General features: G+C 60.7%; 23 protein-coding genes. 8 read left to right on the top strand and 15 right to left on the bottom strand.

The window, feature by feature from the left end; translation table 11 throughout:
• Window positions 1–14: 14 nt before the first annotated feature.
• The 3 genes from thrB to H8S02_RS00205 all read left to right on the top strand — a co-directional run bounded on the left by thrB (window position 15) and on the right by H8S02_RS00205 (window position 3482).
• On the top strand, window positions 15–905 hold the full coding sequence (gene thrB, locus H8S02_RS00215) for a homoserine kinase (RefSeq protein ID WP_118685469.1): 891 nt from the start codon (window positions 15–17) through the stop codon (window positions 903–905).
• A 77-nt stretch (window positions 906–982) separates the two neighbouring features.
• Window positions 983–2191: an aspartate kinase gene (locus H8S02_RS00210; protein WP_186968715.1), complete on the top strand. Its 1209-nt coding sequence runs from the start codon at window positions 983–985 to the stop codon at window positions 2189–2191.
• A gap of 202 nt (window positions 2192–2393) precedes the next feature.
• Window positions 2394–3482 carry a helix-turn-helix transcriptional regulator gene (locus H8S02_RS00205; RefSeq protein ID WP_186968714.1) on the top strand — a complete coding sequence of 363 codons (1089 nt, stop codon included), beginning with the start codon at window positions 2394–2396 and terminating at the stop codon, window positions 3480–3482.
• Window positions 3483–3536: 54 nt separating this feature from the next.
• On the opposite strand, the gene ftsH is transcribed toward H8S02_RS00205, so the two are convergent.
• The 9 genes from ftsH to H8S02_RS00160 all read right to left on the bottom strand — a co-directional run bounded on the left by ftsH (window position 3537) and on the right by H8S02_RS00160 (window position 13867).
• Window positions 3537–5465: an ATP-dependent zinc metalloprotease FtsH gene (gene ftsH / locus H8S02_RS00200; protein WP_186968965.1), complete on the bottom strand. Its 1929-nt coding sequence runs from the start codon at window positions 5463–5465 to the stop codon at window positions 3537–3539.
• A gap of 45 nt (window positions 5466–5510) precedes the next feature.
• Entirely contained in the window at window positions 5511–6059 is a 549-nt protein-coding gene (gene hpt, locus H8S02_RS00195; protein ID WP_186968964.1) for a hypoxanthine phosphoribosyltransferase, read from the bottom strand.
• A 16-nt stretch (window positions 6060–6075) separates the two neighbouring features.
• Window positions 6076–7419 carry a tRNA lysidine(34) synthetase TilS gene (gene tilS, locus H8S02_RS00190; RefSeq protein ID WP_186968713.1) on the bottom strand — a complete coding sequence of 448 codons (1344 nt, stop codon included), beginning with the start codon at window positions 7417–7419 and terminating at the stop codon, window positions 6076–6078.
• Window positions 7409–8782 (bottom strand): replicative DNA helicase, encoded by a 1374-nt coding sequence (gene dnaB / locus H8S02_RS00185; protein ID WP_330601910.1) that lies wholly within the window; start codon window positions 8780–8782, stop codon window positions 7409–7411. The genes tilS and dnaB overlap by 11 nt, the downstream gene beginning before the upstream one ends.
• A 223-nt stretch (window positions 8783–9005) precedes the next feature.
• Window positions 9006–9452 carry a 50S ribosomal protein L9 gene (gene rplI / locus H8S02_RS00180; RefSeq protein WP_186968712.1) on the bottom strand — a complete coding sequence of 149 codons (447 nt, stop codon included), beginning with the start codon at window positions 9450–9452 and terminating at the stop codon, window positions 9006–9008.
• Between the two features lie 72 nt (window positions 9453–9524).
• The gene (locus H8S02_RS00175) at window positions 9525–11525 is read right to left on the bottom strand and encodes a DHH family phosphoesterase (protein WP_186968711.1); all 2001 of its coding nucleotides are present in this window, start codon (window positions 11523–11525) and stop codon (window positions 9525–9527) included.
• Between the two features lie 844 nt (window positions 11526–12369).
• Complete coding sequence (locus H8S02_RS00170; RefSeq protein WP_186968710.1) at window positions 12370–12936, bottom strand: chromate transporter; 567 nt, start codon at window positions 12934–12936, stop codon at window positions 12370–12372.
• On the bottom strand, window positions 12933–13475 hold the full coding sequence (locus H8S02_RS00165) for a chromate transporter (RefSeq protein ID WP_186968709.1): 543 nt from the start codon (window positions 13473–13475) through the stop codon (window positions 12933–12935). Before H8S02_RS00165 ends, H8S02_RS00170 begins: the two co-directional genes overlap by 4 nt.
• Before the next feature lie 20 nt (window positions 13476–13495).
• A complete protein-coding gene (locus tag H8S02_RS00160) occupies window positions 13496–13867 on the bottom strand; it encodes a VOC family protein (RefSeq protein ID WP_118722547.1) in 372 nt (123 codons plus the stop codon).
• 245 nt (window positions 13868–14112) lie between these two features.
• On the opposite strand from H8S02_RS00160, the gene H8S02_RS00155 reads away from it, so the two are divergent.
• Window positions 14113–15810 (top strand): N-acetylmuramoyl-L-alanine amidase, encoded by a 1698-nt coding sequence (locus H8S02_RS00155; RefSeq protein WP_186968708.1) that lies wholly within the window; start codon window positions 14113–14115, stop codon window positions 15808–15810.
• Window positions 15811–15837: 27 nt separating this feature from the next.
• Window positions 15838–16242, top strand: a complete 405-nt coding sequence (locus tag H8S02_RS00150) for a C-GCAxxG-C-C family protein (RefSeq protein ID WP_186968707.1) — start codon at window positions 15838–15840, stop codon at window positions 16240–16242.
• A gap of 69 nt (window positions 16243–16311) precedes the next feature.
• On the opposite strand, the gene H8S02_RS00145 is transcribed toward H8S02_RS00150, so the two are convergent.
• The 3 genes from H8S02_RS00145 to hprK all read right to left on the bottom strand — a co-directional run bounded on the left by H8S02_RS00145 (window position 16312) and on the right by hprK (window position 19206).
• Window positions 16312–17229 carry an ROK family protein gene (locus H8S02_RS00145; RefSeq protein ID WP_186968706.1) on the bottom strand — a complete coding sequence of 306 codons (918 nt, stop codon included), beginning with the start codon at window positions 17227–17229 and terminating at the stop codon, window positions 16312–16314.
• 11 nt (window positions 17230–17240) lie between these two features.
• On the bottom strand, window positions 17241–17975 hold the full coding sequence (locus H8S02_RS00140) for a phosphatase (protein ID WP_118685481.1): 735 nt from the start codon (window positions 17973–17975) through the stop codon (window positions 17241–17243).
• Window positions 17976–18273: 298 nt separating this feature from the next.
• Window positions 18274–19206 (bottom strand): HPr(Ser) kinase/phosphatase, encoded by a 933-nt coding sequence (hprK, locus tag H8S02_RS00135; protein WP_186968705.1) that lies wholly within the window; start codon window positions 19204–19206, stop codon window positions 18274–18276.
• Between the two features lie 192 nt (window positions 19207–19398).
• Here hprK and rpmB point away from each other — a divergent pair, with 192 nt between their 5' ends.
• The 3 genes from rpmB (at window position 19399) to H8S02_RS00120 (ending at window position 20697) form a co-directional block, all read left to right on the top strand.
• Window positions 19399–19587, top strand: a complete 189-nt coding sequence (rpmB, locus tag H8S02_RS00130) for a 50S ribosomal protein L28 (RefSeq protein ID WP_118685483.1) — start codon at window positions 19399–19401, stop codon at window positions 19585–19587.
• Between the two features lie 93 nt (window positions 19588–19680).
• Window positions 19681–20367: an AzlC family ABC transporter permease gene (locus tag H8S02_RS00125; protein ID WP_186968704.1), complete on the top strand. Its 687-nt coding sequence runs from the start codon at window positions 19681–19683 to the stop codon at window positions 20365–20367.
• Window positions 20368–20697, top strand: coding sequence for a branched-chain amino acid transporter permease (locus H8S02_RS00120; protein ID WP_186968703.1), 330 nt, complete (start codon window positions 20368–20370; stop codon window positions 20695–20697).
• 751 nt (window positions 20698–21448) lie between these two features.
• Here the strand turns inward: H8S02_RS00120 and H8S02_RS00115 are convergent.
• Genes H8S02_RS00115 through H8S02_RS00105 form a run of 3 tightly spaced genes read right to left on the bottom strand, consistent with a single transcriptional unit; the run spans window position 21449 to window position 24104 of the window.
• Entirely contained in the window at window positions 21449–22072 is a 624-nt protein-coding gene (locus H8S02_RS00115; RefSeq protein WP_186968962.1) for a precorrin-8X methylmutase, read from the bottom strand.
• A gap of 8 nt (window positions 22073–22080) precedes the next feature.
• Window positions 22081–22608: a cob(I)yrinic acid a,c-diamide adenosyltransferase gene (locus tag H8S02_RS00110; protein ID WP_186968702.1), complete on the bottom strand. Its 528-nt coding sequence runs from the start codon at window positions 22606–22608 to the stop codon at window positions 22081–22083.
• Window positions 22605–24104 carry a cobyric acid synthase gene (locus H8S02_RS00105; RefSeq protein WP_186968701.1) on the bottom strand — a complete coding sequence of 500 codons (1500 nt, stop codon included), beginning with the start codon at window positions 24102–24104 and terminating at the stop codon, window positions 22605–22607. Before H8S02_RS00105 ends, H8S02_RS00110 begins: the two co-directional genes overlap by 4 nt.
• Window positions 24105–24112: the final 8 nt, after the last annotated feature.

Below are 24112 nucleotides of genomic sequence, written 5' to 3'. Positions count from 1 at the left end.
GAGGCATACATAAAATGGTTCGTGTTACCGTTCCTGCTACGAGCGCCAATATGGGCTCGGGCTACGACAGCATCGGCATCGCGCTCGAAATGTACAACGTGATCGACCTTGCTGAGAACGATCATATCGATATTTCGGATAAAAACGGTCAGTTCGTCCCGAAGGACGAGTCCAACCTCATCTACCAGTGCGCCAAGCGCGTGTACGATGAGTGCGGCAAGCCGCTCTCCGGCCTGACCATCGTCGAGGACTGCGCCATCCCGCAGACGCGCGGTCTGGGTTCGTCCTCGGCCTGCACGGTCGCCGGCATCATGGGAGCGAACGCCCTGCTCGGCGAGCCGCTTGACCGCAACGCGGTCATTGATCTGGCGGCGACCATCGAGGGCCATCCGGACAACTCGACTCCGGCCATCCTCGGCGGCTTCTGCGTGGCGCTGCTCGAAAACGGCCATGTCAGCCACGTCCGCGTGCCGGTCCACGGCGCGATCGACTTCGTGGTCTTTATCCCGGACTTCCAGCTTTCCACCGAAAAGGCGCGTGCGGCGCTCCCGAAGCGCATCGACCACCACGACGCGGTCTACAACCTCGCGCGTGCGGCTCTGCTCGCGGGCAGCCTGACCACCGGCAAGCTGGAAAATCTGGACGTCGCGACCGGCGACTGCCTGCATCAGCCCTACCGCTTCAGCCTCATCGAAAACGGCGAGGACATCGTCCGCGAGGCCAAGGAGCTCGGCGCGCTCGGCGCGTTCATCTCGGGCGCAGGCCCGTCCATTGTCGCCATCGTCTACAAGGGCGACCGCGACTATATCGAAAAGGCGCAGGCTCTGTGCGAGGCGAAATACCCGCACTGGAAGGCAGTGCAGCTGCGTTGCGACGAGGTCGGCACCACGGTAAAACGTCTGTAATGCACACTTTTACAGTTTGCATATGGGGACGCTCCTGCTCCGGCAGGCGCGTGATATAAGGAGGAAATTAAACAACTATGAGTCTTATTGTGCAAAAGTTCGGCGGCACCTCGGTCGCCAACACCGAACGACTGAAGAATGTCGCTGACATCGTCACCAGCACCGCTAAGGCCGGCAACCAGGTCGTTGTCGTCGTTTCCGCTCAGGGCGACACCACCGACGACCTCATCGAAAAGGCCGCCGAGCTGAACGAGCGTCCGTCCAGACGCGAGATGGATGTGCTGCTCAACACCGGTGAGATGATCTCGATGTCCCTGCTCGCCATGGCTATCCAGAAGCTCGGCTTCCCGGTCGTTTCCCTGACCGGCTGGCAGATCGGCATGGAGACCAACAGCAACTACTCGGACGCGCGCATCAAGCGCATCTCCGGCGACCGCCTCAAGGCAGAGCTGGACAACGGCCGCATCGTCATCGTTGCCGGCTTCCAGGGCATCAACAAGATGGGCGACGTGACCACCCTCGGCCGCGGCGGCTCGGACACGACCGCTGTCGCCATCGCCGCAACGCTCGGCGCTGACCTGTGCCAGATCTACACCGATGTTGACGGCGTTTACACCGCCGACCCGCGCATCGTCAAGAATGCGCGCAAGCTCGACGCCATCACCTATGATGAAATGCTCGAGCTGGCGTCGCTCGGCGCTCAGGTACTGCACAACCGCTCGGTTGAAATGGCAAAGAAGTACAATGTCGATCTCGAGGTCGTTTCGAGCTTTACCCGCAATCCGGGTACGAAAGTCAAGGAGGGTTCTAACATGGAAAAACTGAACGTTTCGGGTGTAGCCCGTGATAATAACTGCGCGCGCGTCGCGATCATCAATCTGAACGATACCCCGGGCACCGCCTTCAAGGTATTCTCGCTCATGGCCAAGCACAATGTCAACATCGACATCATTCTCCAGTCCGTCGGCCGCGACAACAAGAAGTCCATCTCCTTCACCATCCGTCAGGACGATGCAGAGCGCGTTGCAGGCATCCTGCGCGACGCAAAGGAAATGCTCGACTACGAGGATGTCTCCATCAACACCAAGGTCGCAAAGGTCTCCATCGTCGGCGCAGGCATGGCGTCCGCCGCAGGCGTTGCTTCCAAGATGTTCGAGGCTCTGGCAGGCGCCGGCATCAACATCCGCATGATCTCCACCTCTGAGATCAAGATCTCCGTCCTCATCAACGAGGAGGACAGCGAGAAGGCAGTCAAGGCCATCCACGACCAGTTCTTCGGCGACTGATTTTCTCCGTACCCCAATCCCAAGGCAACACCGCACAATGAAAGCTGCGGCGGTATTGCCTGAAACAGCCTCGAAACGCCGTGTTCGGGGCTCTTTTCTTACCGTTTTTCTCGCCGCAACCTGCGGTTGACACGAGGAAACGCAAGGTTGGTGGCAAAATAACGGGTTTTCGGATAGAGTGAGCTTACAGGAGGTGAGCACGATGACAACAGGTGAAAAGATCGCAGCTCTGCGGCGCGAACATAAACTCAGTCAGGAAGCGCTCGGCGAAAAGCTCGGCCTCTCCCGGCAGGCGGTGAGCAAATGGGAGGCCGACCAGGCCGTCCCGACGATGGACAATCTGATGGAGCTGAGCCGGCTGTTCGGCGTACCGGTCGACACGCTGCTGCGGCCTGATGCGCCCTTCCCTGCCGCTCCGGCGGAGGACGGCGCAGGGAAGGAAAGCGAGGACGCTCCTGCGGCTCCTGAGACGCCCTCTGCGCCGCGGCAGCCACGCAGGAATAAAGCTGTCCTCATCGGCGGCGCGGCGCTGCTGTGCGTGTCTCTCGCGCTGAATGCGGTATGTCTGTATCAAATCGCGCAGCTGAAAGGCGAAGTGCAGGCGCTGCGCTTGCAGGCCGGAAATGTCAATACGGTCTACTACCCGGGCACCGGCGCGGATACCGGCGACTTCGCGGACTCGAGCGAGCACATGATGCTCGACCCGGAGAACACCGAGCAGCTCATCGTGACATTCTCCGCCGTGCCGCGCGTGGCAAGCGACGGCGAAACCGCGAAATTTCTGCTCCGAGGCGGCGAGCAGTCGTGGGAATGCGAGGCCGAAGCCGACGCCGGAGGCGGCTATCGCGGCAGTCTGACAATCCCGATGGTGGACGAATACTCGGTTTATCTCGTTCTCACCGACCAGAACGGCGGCACACGCAATCTGCTGCTCGCGAGCGAATACGACATCGAAAACCGCTTCTCGATTGACGTCCATGCTTACTGGTCGAGCGGCGGCCCGACGTTCAGCTTTGGCAGGAACACGTTCACGGGGACGCTTTCCACCTATGTGTACTTCCACGACGCGCTAGAGGACAATTCGTTCACCGGGCGCATCATTCTCTATCAGAACGGCAAGGAAATCGCGGAGCAGCCGCTCGAATACCGCATCTCCGACGGCGAATATAGCTCCGACATTTACGATACCGAAGTACGCCTTGGCACGTTCGATGGACGCATGAGCGACTTCAGCATCAAGGTCGAGATTACGGACGCCTACGGCCGCGTTTTCACGGTGTCCCCCGATTAAACAGGCAAAAAAATCCCACAGGGAGCAACAACGCTTTCCCTGTGGGATAATTTTTTACTTGTTTTCGGAGTGCTCGGGTTCAGCAGACTCAGCCTTTGCCGGCTCGCCGATCTTCTCGTTCAGATCCTTCTGGAGCTCGCTCATGAGATCCGCGCCGACCACCTTGTCGGGGACCGCCTCGCCGTTAAAGACCTTCTTGAACGTCTCGCCGTCCATGGTCTCGTTACGGATGAGGTACTCCGCGACGCGCGTCATCGCGTCCATGTGCTCGCTCAGCAGCTTCTCGCACTGATGGTAAGCGGTCTCGATGATGCGGTGGATCTCATCGTCGATCTCCGCCGCCTTGACCTCAGAGTAGCCCTTGCCTGCGGCGAAGTCGCGGCCGAGGAAGATCTCGCCGCCCTCAGAACCGTAGTCGATCGGGCCGATCTTGTCGCTCATGCCGTAGCTCGTGACCATCGCGCGCGCCATCTGGGTGGCCTGCTTGATGTCGCCGTAAGCGCCGGTCGAAATATCCTCCATCGTCAGCTTCTCAGCCACACGGCCGCCGAGGCAGACGACGATGTATTCCTCCATATACTTCTTGGTGCGGTACGCCTGATCCTCCTCGGGCAGCGGCATGGTGAAGCCGCCTGCGCCCGACGAGCGCGGGATGATGGTAACGTGGTGTACCGGGTCCTGCGTCGGCAGCACCTCGAAGCAGATCGCGTGACCGGCCTCATGGTAAGCGGTCAGACGCTTGTCGTGCTCGGTGATGATGTGGCTCTTCTTCTCCACACCCATGACGACCTTGAGCAGCGACTCCTCGATCTCCTCCTGCGAGATCAGCTTCTTGTTGCGGCGCGCCGCAAGCAGAGCCGCCTCGTTGAGCAGGTTTTCGAGGTCTGCGCCGGTGAAGCCGGCGGTCGTTTTCGCGATGTCGGAGAACTTGACATCCGGGTCAAACTGCTTGTTGCGCGCATGGACCTTGAGGATCGCCTCGCGGCCCTTGACATCCGGCGCGCCGACATAGACCTGACGGTCGAAGCGGCCCGGACGCAGCAGCGCGTTGTCCAGGATATCCTTGCGGTTGGTCGCGGCGATGACGATAACGCCCTCGTTCGCGCCGAAGCCGTCCATCTCGACGAGCAGCTGGTTGAGCGTCTGCTCGCGCTCGTCATGACCGCCGCCGAGGCCTGCGCCGCGCTGACGGCCGACCGCGTCGATCTCGTCGATGAACACGATGGCCGGCGCGTTCTTCTTGGCCTGCTCGAACAGGTCGCGCACGCGCGATGCGCCGACGCCGACATACAGCTCGACGAAGTCCGAGCCGGAGATAGACAGGAACGGAACGCCTGCCTCGCCTGCGACCGCCTTCGCGATCAGCGTTTTACCGGTGCCCGGAGGGCCGACGAGCAGCACGCCCTTGGGGATGCGCGCGCCGATCTGCACGAACTTCTGCGGATTTTTCAGAAACTCAACGATCTCCTGCAGCTCGGCCTTTTCCTCGTCCGCGCCCGCGACATCGTTGAACGTCACCTTGTTCTTGCCGTCCTGCGCGAGCTTTGCACGCGCCTTGCCGAACTGCATCGGACCCGCGCCGCCGCCGGACTGCTTGTTCATCATGAAATACCAGAACGCGCCGATCAGCACCACGAGGATGAGATACGGCAGGAACTGCGCCCACCACGGGATCGTCGTGGTGATGTAGTCTACCTTGGTCAGCGTGCCGTCCTTCATCTGCTGGTCGATGACCGAGCCGAGCTGCGCCCACCATACCGAGGTATAGTCGCCGATCTCGTAGCTGACCGCGCGGTTTTCGTTCTTCAGATGCATGGTCAGCGTGCCGCCCTCGAGGGTGTAGCGGTCTACGTCGCCCTGTTCAAAGTAGCTGTACACATCCGAGTAGGAGATCGACTCGGTTTTCTGCGTCTGACTGACGACGTAGCTTACGCCGGCGAGCAGGCAGACCAGTATGAGCAGGTAAAGGCCGAAGCCCTTCATTTTGCCTTTCAAATTGGTTTAACGCCCCTTTCCGTATGGGAGAGATTATTCGCCCTCGCCGCCGTAAACGTGCGGCTTGAGAATGCCGATGTACGGCAGATTGCGGTACTTTTCCGCGTAGTCCAGACCGTAGCCGACAACGAACTCATCCGGGATCTCAAAGCCCAGATAATCGACGTTGACGTCGATCTTGCGGCGCTCCGGCTTGGACAGGAGCGTGCACAGACGGATGGAGTTCGCGCCGCGTGCGGCGAGGATCTGCATGAGATAGTGCAGCGTTACGCCCGAGTCGAGGATGTCCTCGACGATCAGCAGGTCGCGGCCGTCGATCGGCTGCGCGATGTCCTTGATGATCTGAACCTCGCCGCTGGTCTTGGTGCCGTTGCCGTAGCTGGACACGACCATGAAATCCACGTTGCACGGCGTATCGATCGCACGGGTCAGGTCGGCCATGAAGATGTACGAGCCCTTGAGGACACTGACGATCAGCGGATTCTTGCCGCGGTAATCCTCAGTGATGCGCGCGCCAAGCTCGCGGACCTTGTCTCGCAGCTGCTCTTCGGTGAAATATACTTCCTTAATATCGTCTCGCATGTTATAAGCCATTTCGTCAGTTCCTCTCAATCTTTATTTCCAGCCGCGCGCCGTTTCCCGGCCTTCGGCTGAGATCCATGCCGATATCCTGCACCGCGATGACGCCGGACCGGTCTGCAATGACGGCGAGGGCGTCTCGCTCCGCCGCCGGGATCTTCCGGTCGATCATCAGCTTTTTCAGCGTCCGGCTGCCCCCCTTTTCGGTCAGGCGCAGACGGTCTCCCGTCTGCCGCGCACGAACACACAGCGATGCAAAATCTATTGTACCACAATCTGCGCAAAAAGTATTGACTGTTTTGTAAAAAACTTCGGATTTTTCTAATTTTCTGAGTTTGACTCTCGTTCCGTCCGTCCACAGGCCGTCAAACGGAACGGTGAGCGGCAGCGCCGCCGGCTGCACCCCGCACGCACGCGGCGCGATGCGGAAGGCCTCATACTCGCGTCGTGCCGTAAAGCCGTGCGGCAGGTCGAGCTGCGCGGACGGGTCTGCACTCGAAAGCAGGCGCTCCAGCGCCTCGATGTGCGTCTGCGCAAGGTCGCGCATGGGCATTCCAGCGCGTCTCGCCGCCTCGCGGAGCGCCCTTCCCTGCACGGCAGGATGGCACGCGAGAAACGGTGCGGTCAGATAGGCGCCGTCCGCACGAAGCGCAGTTTGCAGACAGCGTTCCGCCTGCCCGCCGAGGCAGGCCTCATCCTGCCGCAGCTGCTCACCGAGCCGGAGCGCCGCCTGTGCGGCCTGCTCGTTAATGCCGCGCAGCACGGGCAGCACGCTGTGCCGCAGACGGTTTCGCGTGTAATCATCGCTGAGGTTGGAGCTGTCCGTGACGTAATCCTGCCCGTTTTCGCGCAGGAACGCCTCGATCTCGCGCCGCTCTGCGAACAGGAGCGGCCGGATGACCGCGCCGCGCACAGGCGGAATGCCGGAAACACCCTTTGCGCCGCTGCCGCGCACCAGATGGAACAGCACGGTCTCCAGATTGTCGTCCGCGGTGTGCGCGGTCGCGATCTTGTCCCCCTCCGCCGCCTGCTCGAGCAGGCGGTAGCGCTCGCGCCGTGCGGTCTCCTCGACCGCCTTTCCCTGCGAGAGGGCGGCAATGTCGCAGCGCCCGACGTTCAGCGGCACGCCGCGCGCAGCGCACAGCGCACGGCAGAACGCCTCGTCCCTGTCGGACTCCGCGCCGCGCAGGCAGTGGTTCAGATGAAACGCGCGCACCTCGTACCCGAGCTCCTGGAGTACGAGCAGGAGCGACACCGAGTCCGCGCCGCCCGACAGGGCGACGAGCACGCGCTCCCCCGGCCTCAGCATGGCAAAGCGGCGAATCGTGTCGGCCGCCGACCGAAGAAGCCCGTTATTCCTCATGGATGCGGTCCGGGTTGGAGAAGGTCGTGTACTGACCGACCCACTGAAGCTCGACGGTTCCCGTCGCGCCGTGGCGGTTTTTCGCGATGATGATCTCCGCGATATTTTTGTTTTCGCTCTCTTCGTCATAATAATCGTCTCGGTAGATGAACATGACGATGTCCGCGTCCTGCTCGATCGCGCCCGACTCTCGAAGGTCGCTCAGCATCGGACGCTTGTCCGAGCGCTGCTCGGACGCACGGGAAAGCTGCGACAGGCACACGACCGGCACATTGAGCTCCTTCGCCATGATCTTGAGCGAACGCGAGATCTCCGCGACCTCCTGCACACGGTTGTCCATGTGCCGTCCGCCGACGTGCATCAGCTGAAGATAGTCTATGACGATCAGACCGAGCTCGTCGCCCAGCCGGCGGCATTTCGCCTTGATCTCGGGCACAGTGATGGCCGGGTTGTCGTCGACATAAATATCCAGACTCGACAGCACGCCCGCGCCGCGCGCGATCTTGTCCCAGTCGTCCATCGTCAGATCGCCGGTCTTGAGCTTCTGCGACTCGAGCAGCGCCTGACTGGACAGAAAGCGGCTCGCGAGCTGTTCCTTGCCCATCTCGAGCTGGAACACGCACACGCCCGTGCCCTTCTTGTAGCCCTTCGGCTTGTTCTGGATGCTCGCCTTGGCCGCATTCAGCGCGATATTGAGCGCGAAAGCGGTCTTGCCCATGCCGGGTCGGGCCGCGATCAGGATCAGGTCGGACTTGTTCAGACCGGTCAGCGCCTTATCGAGCGCATGAAAGCCGGTGGACATGCCCGGGATGTCGCTGTCCGACTGCATGCGCTCGTTCAGCTCGGTATAGAGATCCGCGATAACGTTTTCGAGCTTGGAAAGGCCCTTGATCTCGCGTCCCTGCCGGATGTTGTAGATGCGCTGCTCGGCAAGCTCGGCAATGCCCGAGGCATCGCCCTGCCCAGAAATGGCGTTCTGCTGAATTTCGCTGCCGGCGTCGGCAAGCTGCCGCAGCAGGCTCTTGTCGCGCACGATGCGGACGTATTCCGTGACGTTGCGCGAGCCGGGCGTGATGTCCATGAGCTGAAACAGATAGGCGCGGCCGCCGGCCTCGTCGTAGTAGCCCGCGCTCGTCAGCTCGTCGAGCACGGTTACCGGGTCGATGCGCTTCGCGCCGTTGAACATCGAATAAATGACCTCAAAGATCCGCTTGTTCTCATCGGCGTAGAAGTCGTCCGAGCGCACCTGCTCGATGACCTCGGGGATACAGTTCGGATCGACCAGCATCGCGCCGAGAAGCGACTGCTCCGCAGTCAGGTCCTGCGGCACCTGCCGCATTAAAAGCTCATCCAACAAATACACCTCGATACAAATAATATAAGGAATAGCGCCGCCAGCGCCCCTCCGTGCGTCCCACGCACGGGATGAAACAGGACACGGCAGAGCCGTGTCCGTAAAAAGTCAGGACATGCGCCTGACTTTTTACACCCCGACCCAGCCGCCGTGGGCGGCGTCCGGGGGTATCGCCGGGCGGTTTCTACGGAACCGCCCGGCGTATACAGGGGGTATTGGATACCCCCTGTACTCAGGCCTCTACCACCTGCACCAGAATCTCGCCTGCGATGTCCTGATACAGCTTCGCCTTGACGCGGTGTACGCCGAAGGTCTTGATCGGCTCCTCGAGCACGATCTTCTGCTTCGGAACGCTCAGACCGTACTGGCGGTTGAGCTCCTCCGCGATCTCCTTGGAGGTGACTGCGCCGAACAGACGGCCGCCTGCACCGCCCTTGGCCGGAACCTTGACCGGGCTCTCCTTGAGCTTTTCCGCCGCCTCGCGCGCTGCCTGCTGCTCGAGCGCAACCTTGCGTGCGTGCGCCTCGTCCTGCGCCTTCTTTACGTTGAGGTTGTCGGCGGTAGCCAGCTCTGCCAGACCGCGCGGCATGAGGAAGTTGCGGCCGTAGCCCTCGCTGACCTCGATGAGGTCGCCCTTCTTGCCCTTGCCCTTTACGTCTGCTGTCAGAATTACTTTCATGATAAGTCTCTCCTTAATTTTATATTGCTTGGTTTATGCCTGTTCTGCCCGGTTTCCGGCAGAGAAATGTGCTCAGTGTTCGTTCTGCTTCTCCGCGCACTGATCCTCGAGATAACCGCAGATCGCTTCGGTGATCAGTCGGTCCGCCTCCTCGGGCGTTGTGTTCCTGAGCTGCGCGCCCGCCGCGGAGTGATTGCCGCCGCCGCCCAGACGCTCCATGAGCAGCTGAACGTTGACCTGGCCTGCCGCGCGTGCGGAGACCGCCATATCGTGCTCGCCGCTGCGGAAGGCAACGACGGATGCCGTGGTGCCGATGATGGAAAGCAGCTCGTCAGCAGCCTGCGCCGCCGCGATGCGGTCCACCTGCTCACCGGTGATGGCGAAGATCACGCCCTGGCCGCAGTTGCGCGCAGAAGAAATGATCTTCTGGCGCTCCATATACTGATCGAAGCTCGACTGGAACAGACGCTTGACGTCGCTCGCCTCCGCGCCCGCGCGGCGAAGATACGCCGCCGCCTCAAACGTGCGCACGCCGGTGCGCGTGGAAAAGCCCTTGGTATCGAGGTAGATGCCCGAAAGCATGGCCTCAGCCTCCGCCGTCAGGATGCTGCTCGTCGGCACGAGGTACTGAAGCAGCTCGCTGACAAGCTCGGATGCGGACGAGGCATACGGCTCGTGCAGACTGACGACCGCGTTTTCGATATAATCCGCCGCGCGGCGGTGATGGTCGATGACCGCGACCTTGTTGATGGACTGGAGCAGCGACTCGCTCTCGACATAGGCGGGACGGTTGACGTCCACGACGATGAGCAGCGTGTTGAAGTCGCACATGATCATCGCGTCCTCCGCGCTGACGAACACGCCCTTGTACTCGCTCTGCGTCTCCAGACGCTCGATCAGATCGCTCGCCATGGTGTGCTCACGGTCTACGACGATGTGTACCGGCTTGTTCTTGACGCGCGCGGCGCAGACCATGCCTGCCGCAGCGCCGATGGCGTCCATGTCGCTGTTCTTGTGACCCATGACGAGCACCTGCGACGAATCGCGGATCAGCTGGCTGAGCGCATTGGCGACTACGCGGCTCTTGACCTTGGTGCGTTTTTCGACCTCCTCGCTCAGACCGCCGAAGAACTCGAAGCTGTAACGGTTCTTGATGACGGCCTGATCGCCGCCGCGCGAGAGCGCCATGTCGATGGCAAGACCGGCGTACTTGTAGCTTTCCGCGAGCGTCTCGCCGTCGCGGCCGATACCGATGGACAGCGTCGCGACAACGCCCTCATGGTTCTGAATATCGCGCACTTCCTGAAGCACCGAGAACTTTTTCGCCGCCAGCTTGTCCAGCTCGGCGTTCTCGATGATAAAGATGTACTTGTCGCGGTCATATTTTCGCATGACGGCGCTCGAATCCTTGACCCACGAGGACAGACGCCTGTCGATGCCGGCGAGAATGTTGGACTTCTCCGAGTCGGTCGTATTCTTGACGAGCTCCTCATAGTTGTCGATGGCGATCACCGCAATGGCCGGGCGGCGCGTCTCGGAATCATCGCGCAGATGGACAAATTCCGTGCAGTCGATGAAATGGAGCATCATCATCTGACCTGCGCCCGACTGGATCATGCTGCCGAATACATGGTAGATGCCGCGGCCCATGCGCAGCTCGCCCGGGAAGGCGGTCTTGCCCTCGATGAGCCAGCGAGTCTCGAACGTCGGCGCGAGCTCGGTCAGACGCATGTGCGGCGCGTGTGCGAAATGGCCGGTCATGTCCGCGAAGGCCTCGTTCGCCCAGATGATCTGTCCGGTCGTCGCGAGCGCGACAACGGTCGGCAGCGGCGATTTCGTGACCGCCGGACGGACTTCTCCGCCCTCGATCTCGATATTTTCCATCAGATCATACACCCGCTGCCGCCGCTCCGCGTCGCTGCGGATCGCGACCATGCGCAGGATGATGACGATGGCCATGCCGATGAAGCCATACGGCTTTGAAAAATACAGACCGCAGGCCGCAAACAGTAAAAACAGCACATAAAATGCCGCTCGGCCGGGTCGAAGAGCCGTCTGAATTTTCTTTTTCAAATTCCCGCCCCCCCTTTTGGACGCAAATATACAGCATGATTATAGCATTTTCCAGTCGCAATGTAAAGATAAACCGTCCTCCTCTTTCTTTTTTTACCGTCTGCTGACGGTAAATCTGCCGCCGATACAGCGGTGCGCCGCTGGAGGCGAGTTTACGCTCAAGGTGAGCGTGGACATTGGCCGCCTTCGGCGGCCGGGGGATGCCGCCACCCGGCGGCGGGGGCAAGAGGGGGATAAGACACCGATGGTTTCTTATCCCCCTCTTAACTCCCCCTCATCTTCCTTGGGACGCGACTCCCTTCGGTCGCGCGTCTAAATGCGAGAGGCCCACAGGGGCGTTTCCTGCTCCAAGGCACACCCCTTGATCGAAGCGGAGCTTTTCGCAGCGGAACACTGCCGCCCTGCACCGTCTGGCCGCGCACTGTTATGCTCGGCGGATAACGCAAGGTAAATTCAGGGCAATGAGGCTTCCCAAAACCTGCCCGACGCACGGAATCGAGCCCCCGTACCCCCCGTTTAGCCGCGAATGCTTCGCTGAGCGGCCAGCGGAAGGTCAAAGGGGTGTCAAGAGGGGGCAAGGGAACCATACGGTGCCCTTGCCCCCTTTTGTCTCCGCCGCCAGACGGCGGCAATGCACTCGCCATGCCATGGCGAACATCCCCCGGCCCGGGAGGGCCTATCTCGCCTCCAGCGGCGCACCGCTGTATCGGCGGAAAATTTTGCGTCTGCTTTCGGTAAAGCAGAAAGGGCACTCATCGCCTGCGGCGGCAAGCCGCCGGAACGGCGGAACCGCTTCCCCTCTGCTGACGGTATCACAAGCAAAAAGAGAGCCTTTCGGCTCTCTTTAGAACTGGAATATGATGCCCGCGAGGGCGCCCACGCCGATGAACACGATAGGATGCACCTTCGGCAGCTTCCGGATCGCGACCGAAAGCACTAGGAACAGCAAAATCGCGCGGTAATTCAGTACGGAAAGCAGGCTCTCCGGACCGCTCCACAGGTCGAGATGCAGCAGCGAGCCGGCGAACACCGTGAACATCGCGCCGAAGATCAGACCGGCGGACGCCGGACGCAGACCGTAAAAACCGTTCTGCACGAGCGAGGATGAGCGAAAGCGGTCAAGCGCACGCGAGACCAGAATGATGATGATGACCGACGGCAGCACGAGCGAAAACGTCGCCGTGAGCGCGCCGGGCAGTCCGGCGGCATGGAAGCCTGCGTAGGTCGCGGAATTGACGCCCATCGGGCCGGGCGTAGACTCGGAGACCGCGACCATATCCATCAGATCGTTCGCCGTGAACCACGGGTACTTGTGCGTGATTGCCTTGAGGAAGGGAAGCGTTGCCAGACCGCCGCCGACTGCGAACAAACCGGTCTTCAAGAACTCCCAGAACAGCTGTAAAAAGATCATGCTCTCCTCCCCCTCACAACATTGATAAGAATGCCTGCGGCGGCCGCGATAACGACCATGAGGACGGGAGAAACGCCGAGAAAGGCGACAGCGGCGAAGGTCACGACCAGAATAACGCCGGTCGGGATGTCAACGACACCCTTTTTCGCCATTTTCCACACGCTTTGCAGCACGAGCGCGCAGACCGCGATGCGGATGCCGGCAAAGGCGTGCTGCACCACGGCGAGATGGGCGAACTGCTGAATGAACGCAGCGATGATCGTGATGATGACGAGCGAGGGGAAAACCATGCCTGCGGTCGCGGTGATCGCGCCGGGAACGCCGCGCAGGCGGTAGCCGATGAACGTCGAGGTATTGACCGCGATGACGCCCGGCGTGCACTGGCCGATGGCGTAATAGTCCATCAGCTCGTCCTCAGTCGCCCAGCCGCGCTTTTCTACGACCTCGCGCTGCAGGATCGGCAGCATGGCGTAGCCGCCGCCGAAGGTGCACACGCCTATCTGCGCAAAGGTCAGGAACAGATCAAGATAAGGATTCAATGATAGGATCTCCTTTTCCGTCACATTTTAGACGGAATGATCTCGACCCAGTAGCCGTCCGGATCGGAGATAAAATAGATGCCCATTGCCGGATTTTCAAAGCAGATGCAGCCCATCTGCTGATGCCTGTGATGCGCCGCGCCGAAATCGTCGACCGAAAGGGCGAGATGGAACTCATTGTCGCCGAGATTGTACGGCTTGTCCCAGTCGCGCAGCCAGGTCAGCTCGAGCTGGTGCGGCGTCGAGCCGTCCGACAGGTAGACGATGGTGAAGCTGCCGTCCTTGGCGTTGATGCGTCGGACCTCCTTGAGGCCGAGTGCCTCATCATAAAATTTGAGCGAACGCTCAAGGTCGCGGACGTTGAAGTTATTGTGCGCAAAACGGAACTGCATAATAGTTACCTCCGATGTATTTTTCACATTTATATTATCATTTTTCGCTCGAGAACACAATACTCATCTTCATGCATCCGGTGTTTCTCTCTCCCCTTCGCTTATATTACAGTTATGCGTCATTCCGCTGCAAAGCATTGAAATCCGCCCTTCATCGTGCTATTATGACTGTATGTTTGTTTGACATTTCGTGCAGAACGGACGTTCCGTTCGCTTTTCCCCTGTATGCGGAAACGGAGGTTTTTATGCATTTTCGCAAAATCACCGCGGCTCTGTGCGCCGTGCTGAGCGTCACGCTCGCCAGCGCAGCAGCCGCTTCCCCCAAGGTCGCGATTTCCGACCATAAGTTCATGGTAAACGGCAAGGCTGTCACGCCGCAGGCCTATAATGTTGACGGCTATAACTACTTCAAGCTGCGCGACGTCGCGTATCTTCTCAGCGACACCACCGCGCCCTTCAACGTCACCTGGACGCCCAGCCAGAGCTCGGTCATCAATCTGATCTCCGGTCAGAAATACCAAAAGGTCGGCGGCGAACTTTCCGCCTCGACCCTCTCCTCGCTCAAGGTCTCCGCGTCCACCTTCAAGGTCCTGCTCAACGGCAGTGCGGTCTCCTTCCGCGGCTACCTGATCAACGACAACAACTATTACAGCATCGCGGACATCGCGGACGCGATCGGCTTCGAGGCCGGATGGGACAATGCCACGCGCACCGTCAGACTCACGACACCCGCCCCGGACCCCGAACAGCCGGATAACAATAACAGCAGCAACAATAATAACAGCAATAACAACGGCAGCACGACTCCGAACACGCCGACGCCCGCCCCGACGCCGGAACCTGTTTTTACGACCGGTCTGTATGAGGTGAATGTTTCATCCTCGCTCACCGTGCGCTCCGGCCCGGCTACCACCTATCCGTCCGTCGGCCAGCTGTCGAAGGGCGACAAGGTCGTCGTAGACAGCCTTGCGAACGGCTGGGCGCATCTCATGGACACCTCGGCGGGCACGAGCCGCTATGTCAGCGCGGGTTATCTCAAGCGTCTGAGCGATTATGACGGCAAGACCGAGCCCGACGAGCCGTTCACGACCGGCTGGTACCGCGTAAAGGTCGAGAGCAAGCTCGCGGTACGCGCTTCCGCGTCCTCGACCGCGAAAAAGGTCGGTCAGCTCTCCGCGAACGCAGAGGTCGTCGTGGACAGCCTTGCCAACGGCTGGGCGCACCTCATGGACACCTCCAAGGGAACCGGCCGCTACGTCAGCGCGAACTATCTCGTCCGCGTGCGTGACTACTCCGCGTCCGAGGGCGAGCCGAACGATCCGGTCGAGCCGCCCCGCACCTCGCAGATCGACGGCAGGATGACGGTCATCATCGACCCCGGTCACGGCGGCAGCGACGTCGGCGCGACGAGCGTCGACAAGGTATACGACGAGAAGCACATCAACCTTTCGGTTGCGAAATATCTGCAAAGCTATCTGGAGAGCGCCGGTGTGAACGTAATCATGGTGCGCGACACGCTCGAGGAGGGCAGCGATCTGACGCTGCGCGGCAAGGTCATGGAGCGCTATCAGGACACCGCCGACCTGTTCTTCAGCGTCCATCACAACGCCGCGAACACGGCGGCGCGCGGTGCAGAAGCGCTCGCGCAGGTGGCCGACAAAAACGGCGGCCCGACGAAGATCCTTGCGGAAAAGCTGCTCGAGGAATACAGAGCGCTCGGCGTGCCGATCCGTTCGGTCGTGTTCCGCGAGGGCAGCCACGGCGACTACTACTACACCAACCGCGCGGCGGCTTCGCTTTACATCCCGGCGCTCACGAGCGAATTCTGCTTCATCGACAATGCAGAGGATCAGCAGTTCATCGACAGCGAGGAGGATCTTCAGGCCGAGGCGCGCGCACAGTACAACGCGATCATGTACTACTTCACACAGGTGGAGTATTGATCGACACAGCATAAGGAGGAATTTGTTATGACAGAAAGACAGCAGCGTGCACAGGAGCTGCACGGGAAGGGCTACAACTGCGCGCAGTCGGTCGCCTGCGCTTACTGCGACCTCGTCGGTCTCGACGAGCAGACCGCCTATAAGATGGCCGAGGGCTTCGGCCTCGGCATGGGCGTGATGGATATGTGCGGTGCGCTGAGCGGCGCGTTCATGCTCGCCGGCGTCAAGGGTTCAGCTGGCATCGAAGCGCCCGGCACGACCAAGGCGCAGACCTATCAGCAGACCCGCGAGATGGCGAACGCCTTCAAGGAGAAGAACGGCACCTACCTCTGCTGCGAGCTCAAGGGCGTCGCCGACGGCAATGTCCGCCGCTCCTGCCCCGGCTGCATCGAGGATGCGTGCGCGCTGGTCGAGAAGATGCTCGGTCTGTAAAAAGCAGAACAGGCAAAACAAAACCGCTGTATTTGTTCCGATACAGCGGTTTTTCTTATGTTTGTATGTTCAGAGCATCGCGGCGCCGACCAGACCGGCATCATTGCCGAGCGAGGCCAGGACCAGCTCGGTATTCGTGTCGCCGCGGAAGGTCTCCTTCTCGATGCGCCTGCGCAGCGGCGCGAGCAGCTTTTCGCCATAGCCTGCAAGACCGCCGCCGAGCACGATGCACTCCGGCTGAAAGATATTGATAAAGCTCGAAAGACCGCACGCGAGATCGTCGCAGTAGGTTTCGAACAGCTCGCACGCGAGCGCGTCGCCGGCATCTACTGCGTCGCAGATGTGCTTCGCGTTGAGGTCAGGGCCGTTTTTGCGCAGGCTGCTCTCCCGTCCGGCGTCAAGTGCCCGATGCGCGAACTTCACGAGGGCCGCCGCCGAGCTGTAGGCCTCCAGACAGCCGCGCCGGCCGCAGCCGCACGGCTCGCCGCCCTGCCGGATGACGATATGTCCCAGCTCGCCCGCAAGGCTGTTGCAGCCGGTATACAGCTTTCCGTCGATGATAATGCCGCCGCCGACGCCCGTTCCGAGCGTGACCATCAGCATATTCTTCACGTTTTTGCCTGCTCCTGCGGTCGCCTCGCCGAGCGCCGCGCAGTTCGCGTCGTTGTCGAGCTGCACCGTGCAGCCGAACTCCGGCTGAAACGTCTCCGCAAAGCAGACGTCGTTCATGCCGAGGTTTGTGCCGAATCTGAGCGTGCAGGAGGGCTTGTCATACGAGCCGGGCACACCGATGCCGATGCTCTCGACCTCGTCCGGCTGTACGCCGCCCGAGGTGCACAGCGCGAGCGCAAGCTGCTTCATGTCCGCGCGCAGGCCGTCCGGGTCTCCCGTTTTCGTCGGCACGCTCTGCTTGATGAGAATCGCGCCATCATCCGCGCAGAGCGCCGCCTTGACGCTCGTTCCGCCTAAATCAATACCGATCCGCATAAGTATCCCTCTTATTCTTCGCCGCTGAACAGATCCATGCCGCGGCCCTTGAAGTAAGCGTCCAGACGCGCCATGCTGCTGTTGATGATGAGCTCCTCGGGGAAGCCGATCTCCTCGAGCATTTCGAGCGCGCCCTCGACATGGCCGACGCGGAAGCAGATGTGGCTGTCGCTGTCCACAACGATCGGCACCTCGTATTTCATGCACATGCGCGCGATGTCCGCGCAGTTCTTTTTGCTTCCGGCGCGCACGTTCAGCGAGGCGTTGTTGATCTCGACGACCTTGCCGCGCTCGTTGCAGCGGCTGATGATGTATTCATGGTCGAAATCAAAGTTCGGGTTGCCGAGGTGGCCGAAGGCGTTGACATACGGGTTGTAAAGGATGGACTCGAGCGCCGCCGTGTGGATGCTCCTGTCCGCCGGCGGGAACAGGCATTCATGGAAGGAGGCGAGCGCCCAGTCGATGTGCTTCAGACTCTTGTTCGCCATGACGTTGATGCCGCCCGAAGGGGCGGTGATGTCGAACTCGATGCCGCGGATGACAGTCACGCCGTTCATCTTTCGCGGAACGAGATTCAGATTGGAAAAATGCCATTCATGCGGGCCGTCCGGGTTGGTGGGGCCGTGGTTGGTGATCGCGATGGCCTTGAGGCCCATGTCATGTGCCGCCTGCACCATTTCGGTCAGCGTGCTGAACGCATGGTCGGTGACGTTGGTATGTGTATGAAGATCCGCAATGATTTGCATTTTACCTCTGTTCCTCCTGTGCAGTCTGTGATGCTGCCATATAATTTATCTGTTATCTGTCGTGTGCACTGCTTATCTGTCCGAAAATTCGTAAGCAAGATTTCCCGCACCCCCGCGCGGCGGCGTGCATATAATAGAACCTGCGGAGCAGGTTCATAAAAAATCGGGGCGTGTACCTGACTTTTTATCCCCTGAGAGAGAAAAAAGTTTCTGAACAGGAACTTTTTTCCGTCCGTGTTCTGCGGCGCCCCGCGCTGTCAGAACACCGCTTGTCGGCCAAACGAAGTTTGGCGACAGCTTAGTTGCCGTACTGCTTGAGCATGCGCTCCTGCAGCTCCTTGGCCGCGTTGAAGCCCATCTTCTTCTGGCGGTCGTTCATCGCTGCGACCTCGATGATAACGGCGAGGTTGCGTCCGGGCTTTACCGGGATGGTCAGGCTCGGGACTGCGATGTCGAGGATGGAGGTCGTCTGACCGTCCATGCCCAGACGGTCGTACTGCTTGCCGTCCTCCCACGGCTCAAGGTTGATGACCAGCTCGACCTTCTCGGTCATCTTGATCGCGCCGATGCCGAAGATGCGGCGGACGTCGACGATGCCGATGCCGCGCAGCTCGATAAAGTGGCGGATGACCTCAGGCGCAGTACCGACGAGGGTCTTGTCGGATACGCGCTTGATCTCGACCGCGTCGTCCGCGATCAGGCGATGACCGCGCTTGACCAGCTCGATCGCGGTCTCAGACTTGCCGACGCCCGAGTCGCCGAGCAGCAGAACGCCCTCGCCGTAGATCTCAATGAGAACGCCGTGGAGCGTGACGCGCGGCGCAAGCTGCACGCGCAGGGATGCAACGAGGGCATTGATGGTCGTGGAGGTGAAATCGTTTGTGCGCAGGATGGGCACGCCGTACTGCTGCGCCGCCGCAACGCACTCCGGGAACAGCTCGATGTTGCGCGTGATGAGCAGCACCGGGATGCGCGTTTCAAACAGCCGGTCGAAGCAGGCGCGCCGCTCCTCCGACTCCATCTGTTCAACATAGCTCGATTCGACCTTGCCCATCACCTGAATGCGGTTGGGGTCAAAATAATCAAAAAAGCCGGCAAGCTGAAGACCGGGACGGTTTACGTCGTCCTTTGTGATCTCGATCTTTTCAAAGCCCTCCGGGCCGTATACTACCTCAAAATTAAATTCGTGGATCAAGTCTCCCAGGCTTACGCCAAATTCCTTAAGCTGCATATGGGTTCTCCCTTCCGCAATATTTCTTACTTATTATACCCCTTTTTATGCAGAGTTTCAACTTATTCCCGACTCGCCTCCTACAAAACTTAAATTATCGAAAAAATTTCAAAAAAAAATCTTGCATTTTCCCCTATGCTGTGGTAATATAATATCTGCTATGCAAGAAACAAAGAAGGAGGTGCAGGAAAAATGGCAAAGTGCGATATTTGCGGCAAGGGCGTGACCTTTGGTATTCAGGTCTCTCACTCTCATCGTCGTTCCAATCGAACCTGGAAGCCGAATGTACGTCGTGTAAAGGCTCTGGTCGAAGGTACTCCCCGCCATATCAACGTATGTACTCGGTGCCTCCGTTCCGGCAAGGTAACCCGCGCTATCTGATTTTCGGCGTGACGTTGAATATGCTGAAAGCACTCTGCACGTCAGGGTGCTTTTTTTCTGCCCGTTATTCTGTAGTATGTAAGGTGATTTTCCATGCGCAAAGCATTACGTCCCGCGTTCACGGCGACCATTCCCGTGCTCTGCGGCTATCTGTTCATCGGTTTCGCGTTCGGCGTCATGCTTCGCGACATCGGCTTCACCACCCCGTGGGCGTTTCTGTGCAGTCTGACCATCTACGCCGGCTCGGGACAGTACCTGCTCGTCTCGCTGCTCGCGGCGAAGGCGTCGCTCGTGACGGTCGCGGTGATGACGCTGCTGCTCAACTGCCGTCACATTTTCTACGGTCTGTCCTTTCTCGAGACATTTCACAGCATGGGCGCGCGCAAGTGGTACATGATCTTCTCGCTGACCGATGAGACCTATTCGCTGCTCTGCTCGCTGAAAACGCCCTCGGACGTCGACCCGGACGCGATGCGCTTTCTGGTCGCCATTCTCGACCACGCCTACTGGATCATCGGCTCGATCATCGGCGCGTTCATCGGCGGTGTACTGCCGTTCGACACGACGGGTATCGACTTTGCGATGACCAGCCTGTTCACGGTCATTTTCGTCGAGCAGTGGCAGGCGTCGAAAAGCCATGTTCCGGCGTTTCTCGGTCTCGGCGCGGCGGCGCTCTCGCTCGCGCTTCTCGGCCCTCAGAATTTCATCCTGCCCGCCATGCTCGCCATCTGCGTGATGCTCGTGGCGCTGCGCCGGCAGCTTGCGAAGGAGGCGGCATAAATGTCGATTGGATATGCTCTCGCGATGATCGCAGTCGCGGCGGTGTGCACGTTTGCCACCCGTGTTGCGCCTTTTCTGCTTTTTAACGGCAAAAAGCCGATTCCGCCGATCATCCGTTATCTGGGTGCGACGCTGCCTCCGGCTGTCATCGCGCTGCTCGTAGTTTACTGTCTCAAGAATGTCGGCTGGGTGACCGGCACACACGGCGTTCCCGAGCTGCTGTGCATCGCGCTGACCGCAGTGCTGCACGTCTGGAAGCACAACAACCTGCTCTCCATCGGCGTCGGCACGGCGGCCTATATGATCCTGATTCAAACGGTGTTTGCGTAACACCGCTCCGCACCGGCGAAAGCCGGTGCGTTTTTCTTTTTACCGTCTGCGGACGGCAAGCCATACGCCGCTCTTTTTTCTTTACCCTCAGCAGAGGGTTGATCTCCGCCGATACAGCGGTGCGCCGCTGGAGGCGAGACTGACTGCCGATGGGCAGGCCGGGCATTGCCGCCGCCCGGCGGCGGAGACGCCGGTGCCCACCGGCAGGAGCAAAAGGGGGCAAGGGCACCGTATGGTTCCCTTGCCCCCTCTTGACTCCCCCAAACCCTCCTTCGAGCCGCTCAGCGAAGCATTCGCGGCTAAACGGGGGTTACGGGGGCTCGGTTCCGTGCGTCGAACAGATTTTGGGACGCTGTAAGACCCTGAATTTCCCTTGCGTTATCCGCCGCGCACAACAGTGCGCGGCCAGACAGTGCAGGGCGTTGGATTAGCGCTGCGAAAAGCTCTGCTTCAATCAAGGATGATACCTTGGAGCACCAGACGCCCCTGTGGGCCCCTCGTTTTTAGACGCGCGACCGGAGGGAGTCGCGTCCAAAGGAAAGGTTGGGGAGTCAAGAGGGGCAGGGAAACCTTGGTGTCCCTGCCCCTTTTGTCTCTGCCGGGAGACCCCGGCATCCCCTGCCGCCGAAGGCGGCCAATGACCACGCCCTCCGAGGGCGTAAAGTCGCCTCCAGCGGCTCGCCGCTGTATCGGCGGAAAGGCTCACCCTCTGCTGAGGGATATAAAGTAAAAAGGCTGCCAAACGGCAGCCTTAAAAGCCCTCCCGGCGGATCAGCTGGTACAGCAGCGCATTGACGATCGCCGCCGCGACATTCGAGCCGCCCTTGCGCCCCCGCGCAATGATATACGGCGTTTTTCCGCCGATAAACAGCTCCTTCGCCTCGACAACGTTGACAAAACCTACCGGCACGCCGATGACGAGCGCCGGCTTCACCTCGTCCTTCCCGATCAGCTCGTGCAGTCGGATGAGCGCTGTCGGCGCGTTGCCGACCGCGAAGATCAGCGGCCCGTCCAGTCTAGCGGCGTGCTCCATCGAAACAACCGCCCGCGTCACGCCGCGCTCCTTTGCCTCGCGCGCGATGTCCGGGTCCGCCATGAGGCAGAGCGCCTTCGCGCCGAGCTTCGTGAGCGACGGCTTGCTGATGCCCGAGAGCGCCATGTTCGTATCCGTGACAATGGTCGCGCCGTTGCACAGGGCGGCCTTGGCCTGCTCGATCACGTCCGGCGAAAACGCGAGATTCTCCGCATAATCAAAATCCGCCGTCGTGTGGATGACGCGCTTGACGACCTCGGCGATGCCGACCGGAAACGTGCGCGCGCCCAGCTCCTTCGTGATGATCTCGAACGAGCGCTTTTCAATATCCTGCGGCTTCATGTATCCGTTCAAAATTCAATCCCCTCCCGTGCGGCGACGCCCTTTTCATATGGGTGCCGCCGTTTCTGCATTTCCGTGATATAATCCGCGTGCGCCGTCAGTCCCGCCGACGGGCTGCGGCCTGTGAGCACGACCTCGAGCATGTCCGGACGGTTTTCGAGAAAGTCCGTCACCGTCTTTTCGGGCAGAAAGCCGCCGTTTACTGCCGCGCATACCTCGTCGAGCACGAGCAGCGTCGCGCCCTCGCGCACCGCATAGCCGGCCGCGGCATCGAACGTGCGGACGAGCGCGGCGGCGGTCTCTGCCTTCTCCTCATCCGTCATGCGGAAGGTGAACTTGCCGGCCGGGTTCGCCGCGAGCACGGTCACGCCGAGCTTCGCGAGCACGCGGCACTCCCCCGATGAGCCGTCCTTGAGAAACTGCGCAAAAACAACCTTTCCGCCGTGTCCGGCGTGGCGCACCGCAAGGCCGACGGCCGCCGTCGTTTTGCCCTTGCCGTCGCCGCAGTACAGATGGACCAGTCCGCTGGTTTTCATGCTTTTCCCTCCATAATGTCGTAGATCCGCTGCATATCCAGACTGCGCCGCACGGTAGCCGCGAGCAGGTCATACTGCCGCTCCCGGTAGACTGCCGGGTCCTCCGCCGCGCCCTCGAGCGTCACGCCCTTCCGGTCTGCGAGCGCCTGCGCAAGCCGCTGCGCGGCCTCCGGTGCGTCAAACACGCCGTGCAGGTAGGTACCGCAGGCGTTTTCCGTCACGCAGCCGTCCGGTACTTCGTGTTCGCCGTGGTTCAGCGTGACAAACGGCTGCGCGTCCGCGTCGCGCACGGTCTCGCCCATGTGGATCTCATAGCCCTCGACCGCAAGTCCGGACAGGCCGTGCAGCACGCCCGCAGTGTCTGCGACCGTACCGTGCGTCTGAACCGTGGTCTTTGCTGTGCGGAACACAGTCTCGACCGGAAGCAGGCCGATGCCGCGCAGACTGCCGCCGCCCTCGGTGTTTTCGGGGTCGGACACCGTCCGCCCCATCATCTGATAGCCGCCGCAGATGCCGAAAACCGGCGTTCCTGCCGCGTGCGCCTTGAGCAGCGCCGCCTCCATGCCGCTCTCGCGCAGCCAGCGGAGATCCGCGATCGTGGACTTGGTGCCGGGCAGGATGATGAGGTCCGCGTCCTCCAGCTGCGCCGGACGGTCCGCATAGCGGACTCCAACGCCCGGAACACGCGAAAGTGCGGAAAAATCGGTAAAATTGGACAGCCGCGGCAGCTTGACCACCGCAATATTCACGAGCGCAGGTGCGCTTTTCGTTTCCAGACGCTCGGAAAGGCTGTCCTCATCGTCGATGTCGAACCGTCCGTACGGCACAACGCCTACGACCGGCCTGCCGGTCAGCTCCTCGAGCTGTGTCAGACCCGGCCGGAGGATTTCCACATCGCCGCGGAATTTGTTGATGACAAGGCCGCGGATGCGCGCCTGCTCGTCCTCGTCCAGCAGCTTGACCGTGCCGTAGAGCGAGGCGAATACGCCGCCGCGGTCGATGTCCCCGACGAGCAGCACCGGTGCGTCCACGAGCTTCGCAAGTCCCATGTTCACGATGTCGTCCTGCTTGAGATTGATCTCGGCCGGGCTGCCGGCGCCCTCGATGACAATAATGTCGTTCTCGGCGGCGAGGCTGTCGAACGCCTCCTTAATAACCGGCAGGAGCGCCTTTTTGTGTCCCCAGTATTCGCGCGCCGTGCGGTTTCCGTGCGCCTCGCCCATGATGATCACCTGTGAGCCGACGTCGCTCGTCGGCTTGAGCAGGATCGGGTTCATGCGCACATCGGGCGCGATGCCTGCCGCCTCGGCCTGAACGACCTGTGCACGGCCCATTTCCCTGCCGTCTGCTGTGATGAACGAGTTGAGCGCCATGTTCTGCGATTTGAATGGCGCGACCCGATAGCCGTCCTGTCTGAAAATGCGGCACAGCGCCGCGCAAAGCAGGCTTTTCCCGGCGTTCGAGCACGTGCCCTGAACCATAATGAGTTTTGCCATGACAGCCG

Origin of the sequence: Agathobaculum hominis, assembly GCF_014288055.1 — a bacterium.
GTDB classification, from domain to species: domain Bacteria; phylum Bacillota; class Clostridia; order Oscillospirales; family Butyricicoccaceae; genus Agathobaculum; species Agathobaculum hominis.
This window is presented reverse-complemented; position numbering and strand designations above follow the sequence as displayed.

Coding starts and splice junctions, on each gene's coding strand:
- thrB (WP_118685469.1), top strand. CDS start 15: ATGGTTCGTGTTACCGTTCCTGCTACGAGCGCCAATATGGGCTCGGGC.
- H8S02_RS00210 (WP_186968715.1), top strand. CDS start 983: ATGAGTCTTATTGTGCAAAAGTTCGGCGGCACCTCGGTCGCCAACACC.
- H8S02_RS00205 (WP_186968714.1), top strand. CDS start 2,394: ATGACAACAGGTGAAAAGATCGCAGCTCTGCGGCGCGAACATAAACTC.
- ftsH (WP_186968965.1), bottom strand. CDS start 5,465: ATGAAGGGCTTCGGCCTTTACCTGCTCATACTGGTCTGCCTGCTCGCC.
- hpt (WP_186968964.1), bottom strand. CDS start 6,059: ATGCGAGACGATATTAAGGAAGTATATTTCACCGAAGAGCAGCTGCGA.
- tilS (WP_186968713.1), bottom strand. CDS start 7,419: ATGAGGAATAACGGGCTTCTTCGGTCGGCGGCCGACACGATTCGCCGC.
- rplI (WP_186968712.1), bottom strand. CDS start 9,452: ATGAAAGTAATTCTGACAGCAGACGTAAAGGGCAAGGGCAAGAAGGGC.
- H8S02_RS00170 (WP_186968710.1), bottom strand. CDS start 12,936: ATGATCTTTTTACAGCTGTTCTGGGAGTTCTTGAAGACCGGTTTGTTC.
- H8S02_RS00160 (WP_118722547.1), bottom strand. CDS start 13,867: ATGCAGTTCCGTTTTGCGCACAATAACTTCAACGTCCGCGACCTTGAG.
- H8S02_RS00155 (WP_186968708.1), top strand. CDS start 14,113: ATGCATTTTCGCAAAATCACCGCGGCTCTGTGCGCCGTGCTGAGCGTC.
- H8S02_RS00150 (WP_186968707.1), top strand. CDS start 15,838: ATGACAGAAAGACAGCAGCGTGCACAGGAGCTGCACGGGAAGGGCTAC.
- H8S02_RS00145 (WP_186968706.1), bottom strand. CDS start 17,229: ATGCGGATCGGTATTGATTTAGGCGGAACGAGCGTCAAGGCGGCGCTC.
- H8S02_RS00140 (WP_118685481.1), bottom strand. CDS start 17,975: ATGCAAATCATTGCGGATCTTCATACACATACCAACGTCACCGACCAT.
- hprK (WP_186968705.1), bottom strand. CDS start 19,206: ATGCAGCTTAAGGAATTTGGCGTAAGCCTGGGAGACTTGATCCACGAA.
- rpmB (WP_118685483.1), top strand. CDS start 19,399: ATGGCAAAGTGCGATATTTGCGGCAAGGGCGTGACCTTTGGTATTCAG.
- H8S02_RS00125 (WP_186968704.1), top strand. CDS start 19,681: ATGCGCAAAGCATTACGTCCCGCGTTCACGGCGACCATTCCCGTGCTC.
- H8S02_RS00120 (WP_186968703.1), top strand. CDS start 20,368: ATGTCGATTGGATATGCTCTCGCGATGATCGCAGTCGCGGCGGTGTGC.
- H8S02_RS00115 (WP_186968962.1), bottom strand. CDS start 22,072: ATGAAGCCGCAGGATATTGAAAAGCGCTCGTTCGAGATCATCACGAAG.
- H8S02_RS00110 (WP_186968702.1), bottom strand. CDS start 22,608: ATGAAAACCAGCGGACTGGTCCATCTGTACTGCGGCGACGGCAAGGGC.
- H8S02_RS00105 (WP_186968701.1), bottom strand. CDS start 24,104: ATGGCAAAACTCATTATGGTTCAGGGCACGTGCTCGAACGCCGGGAAA.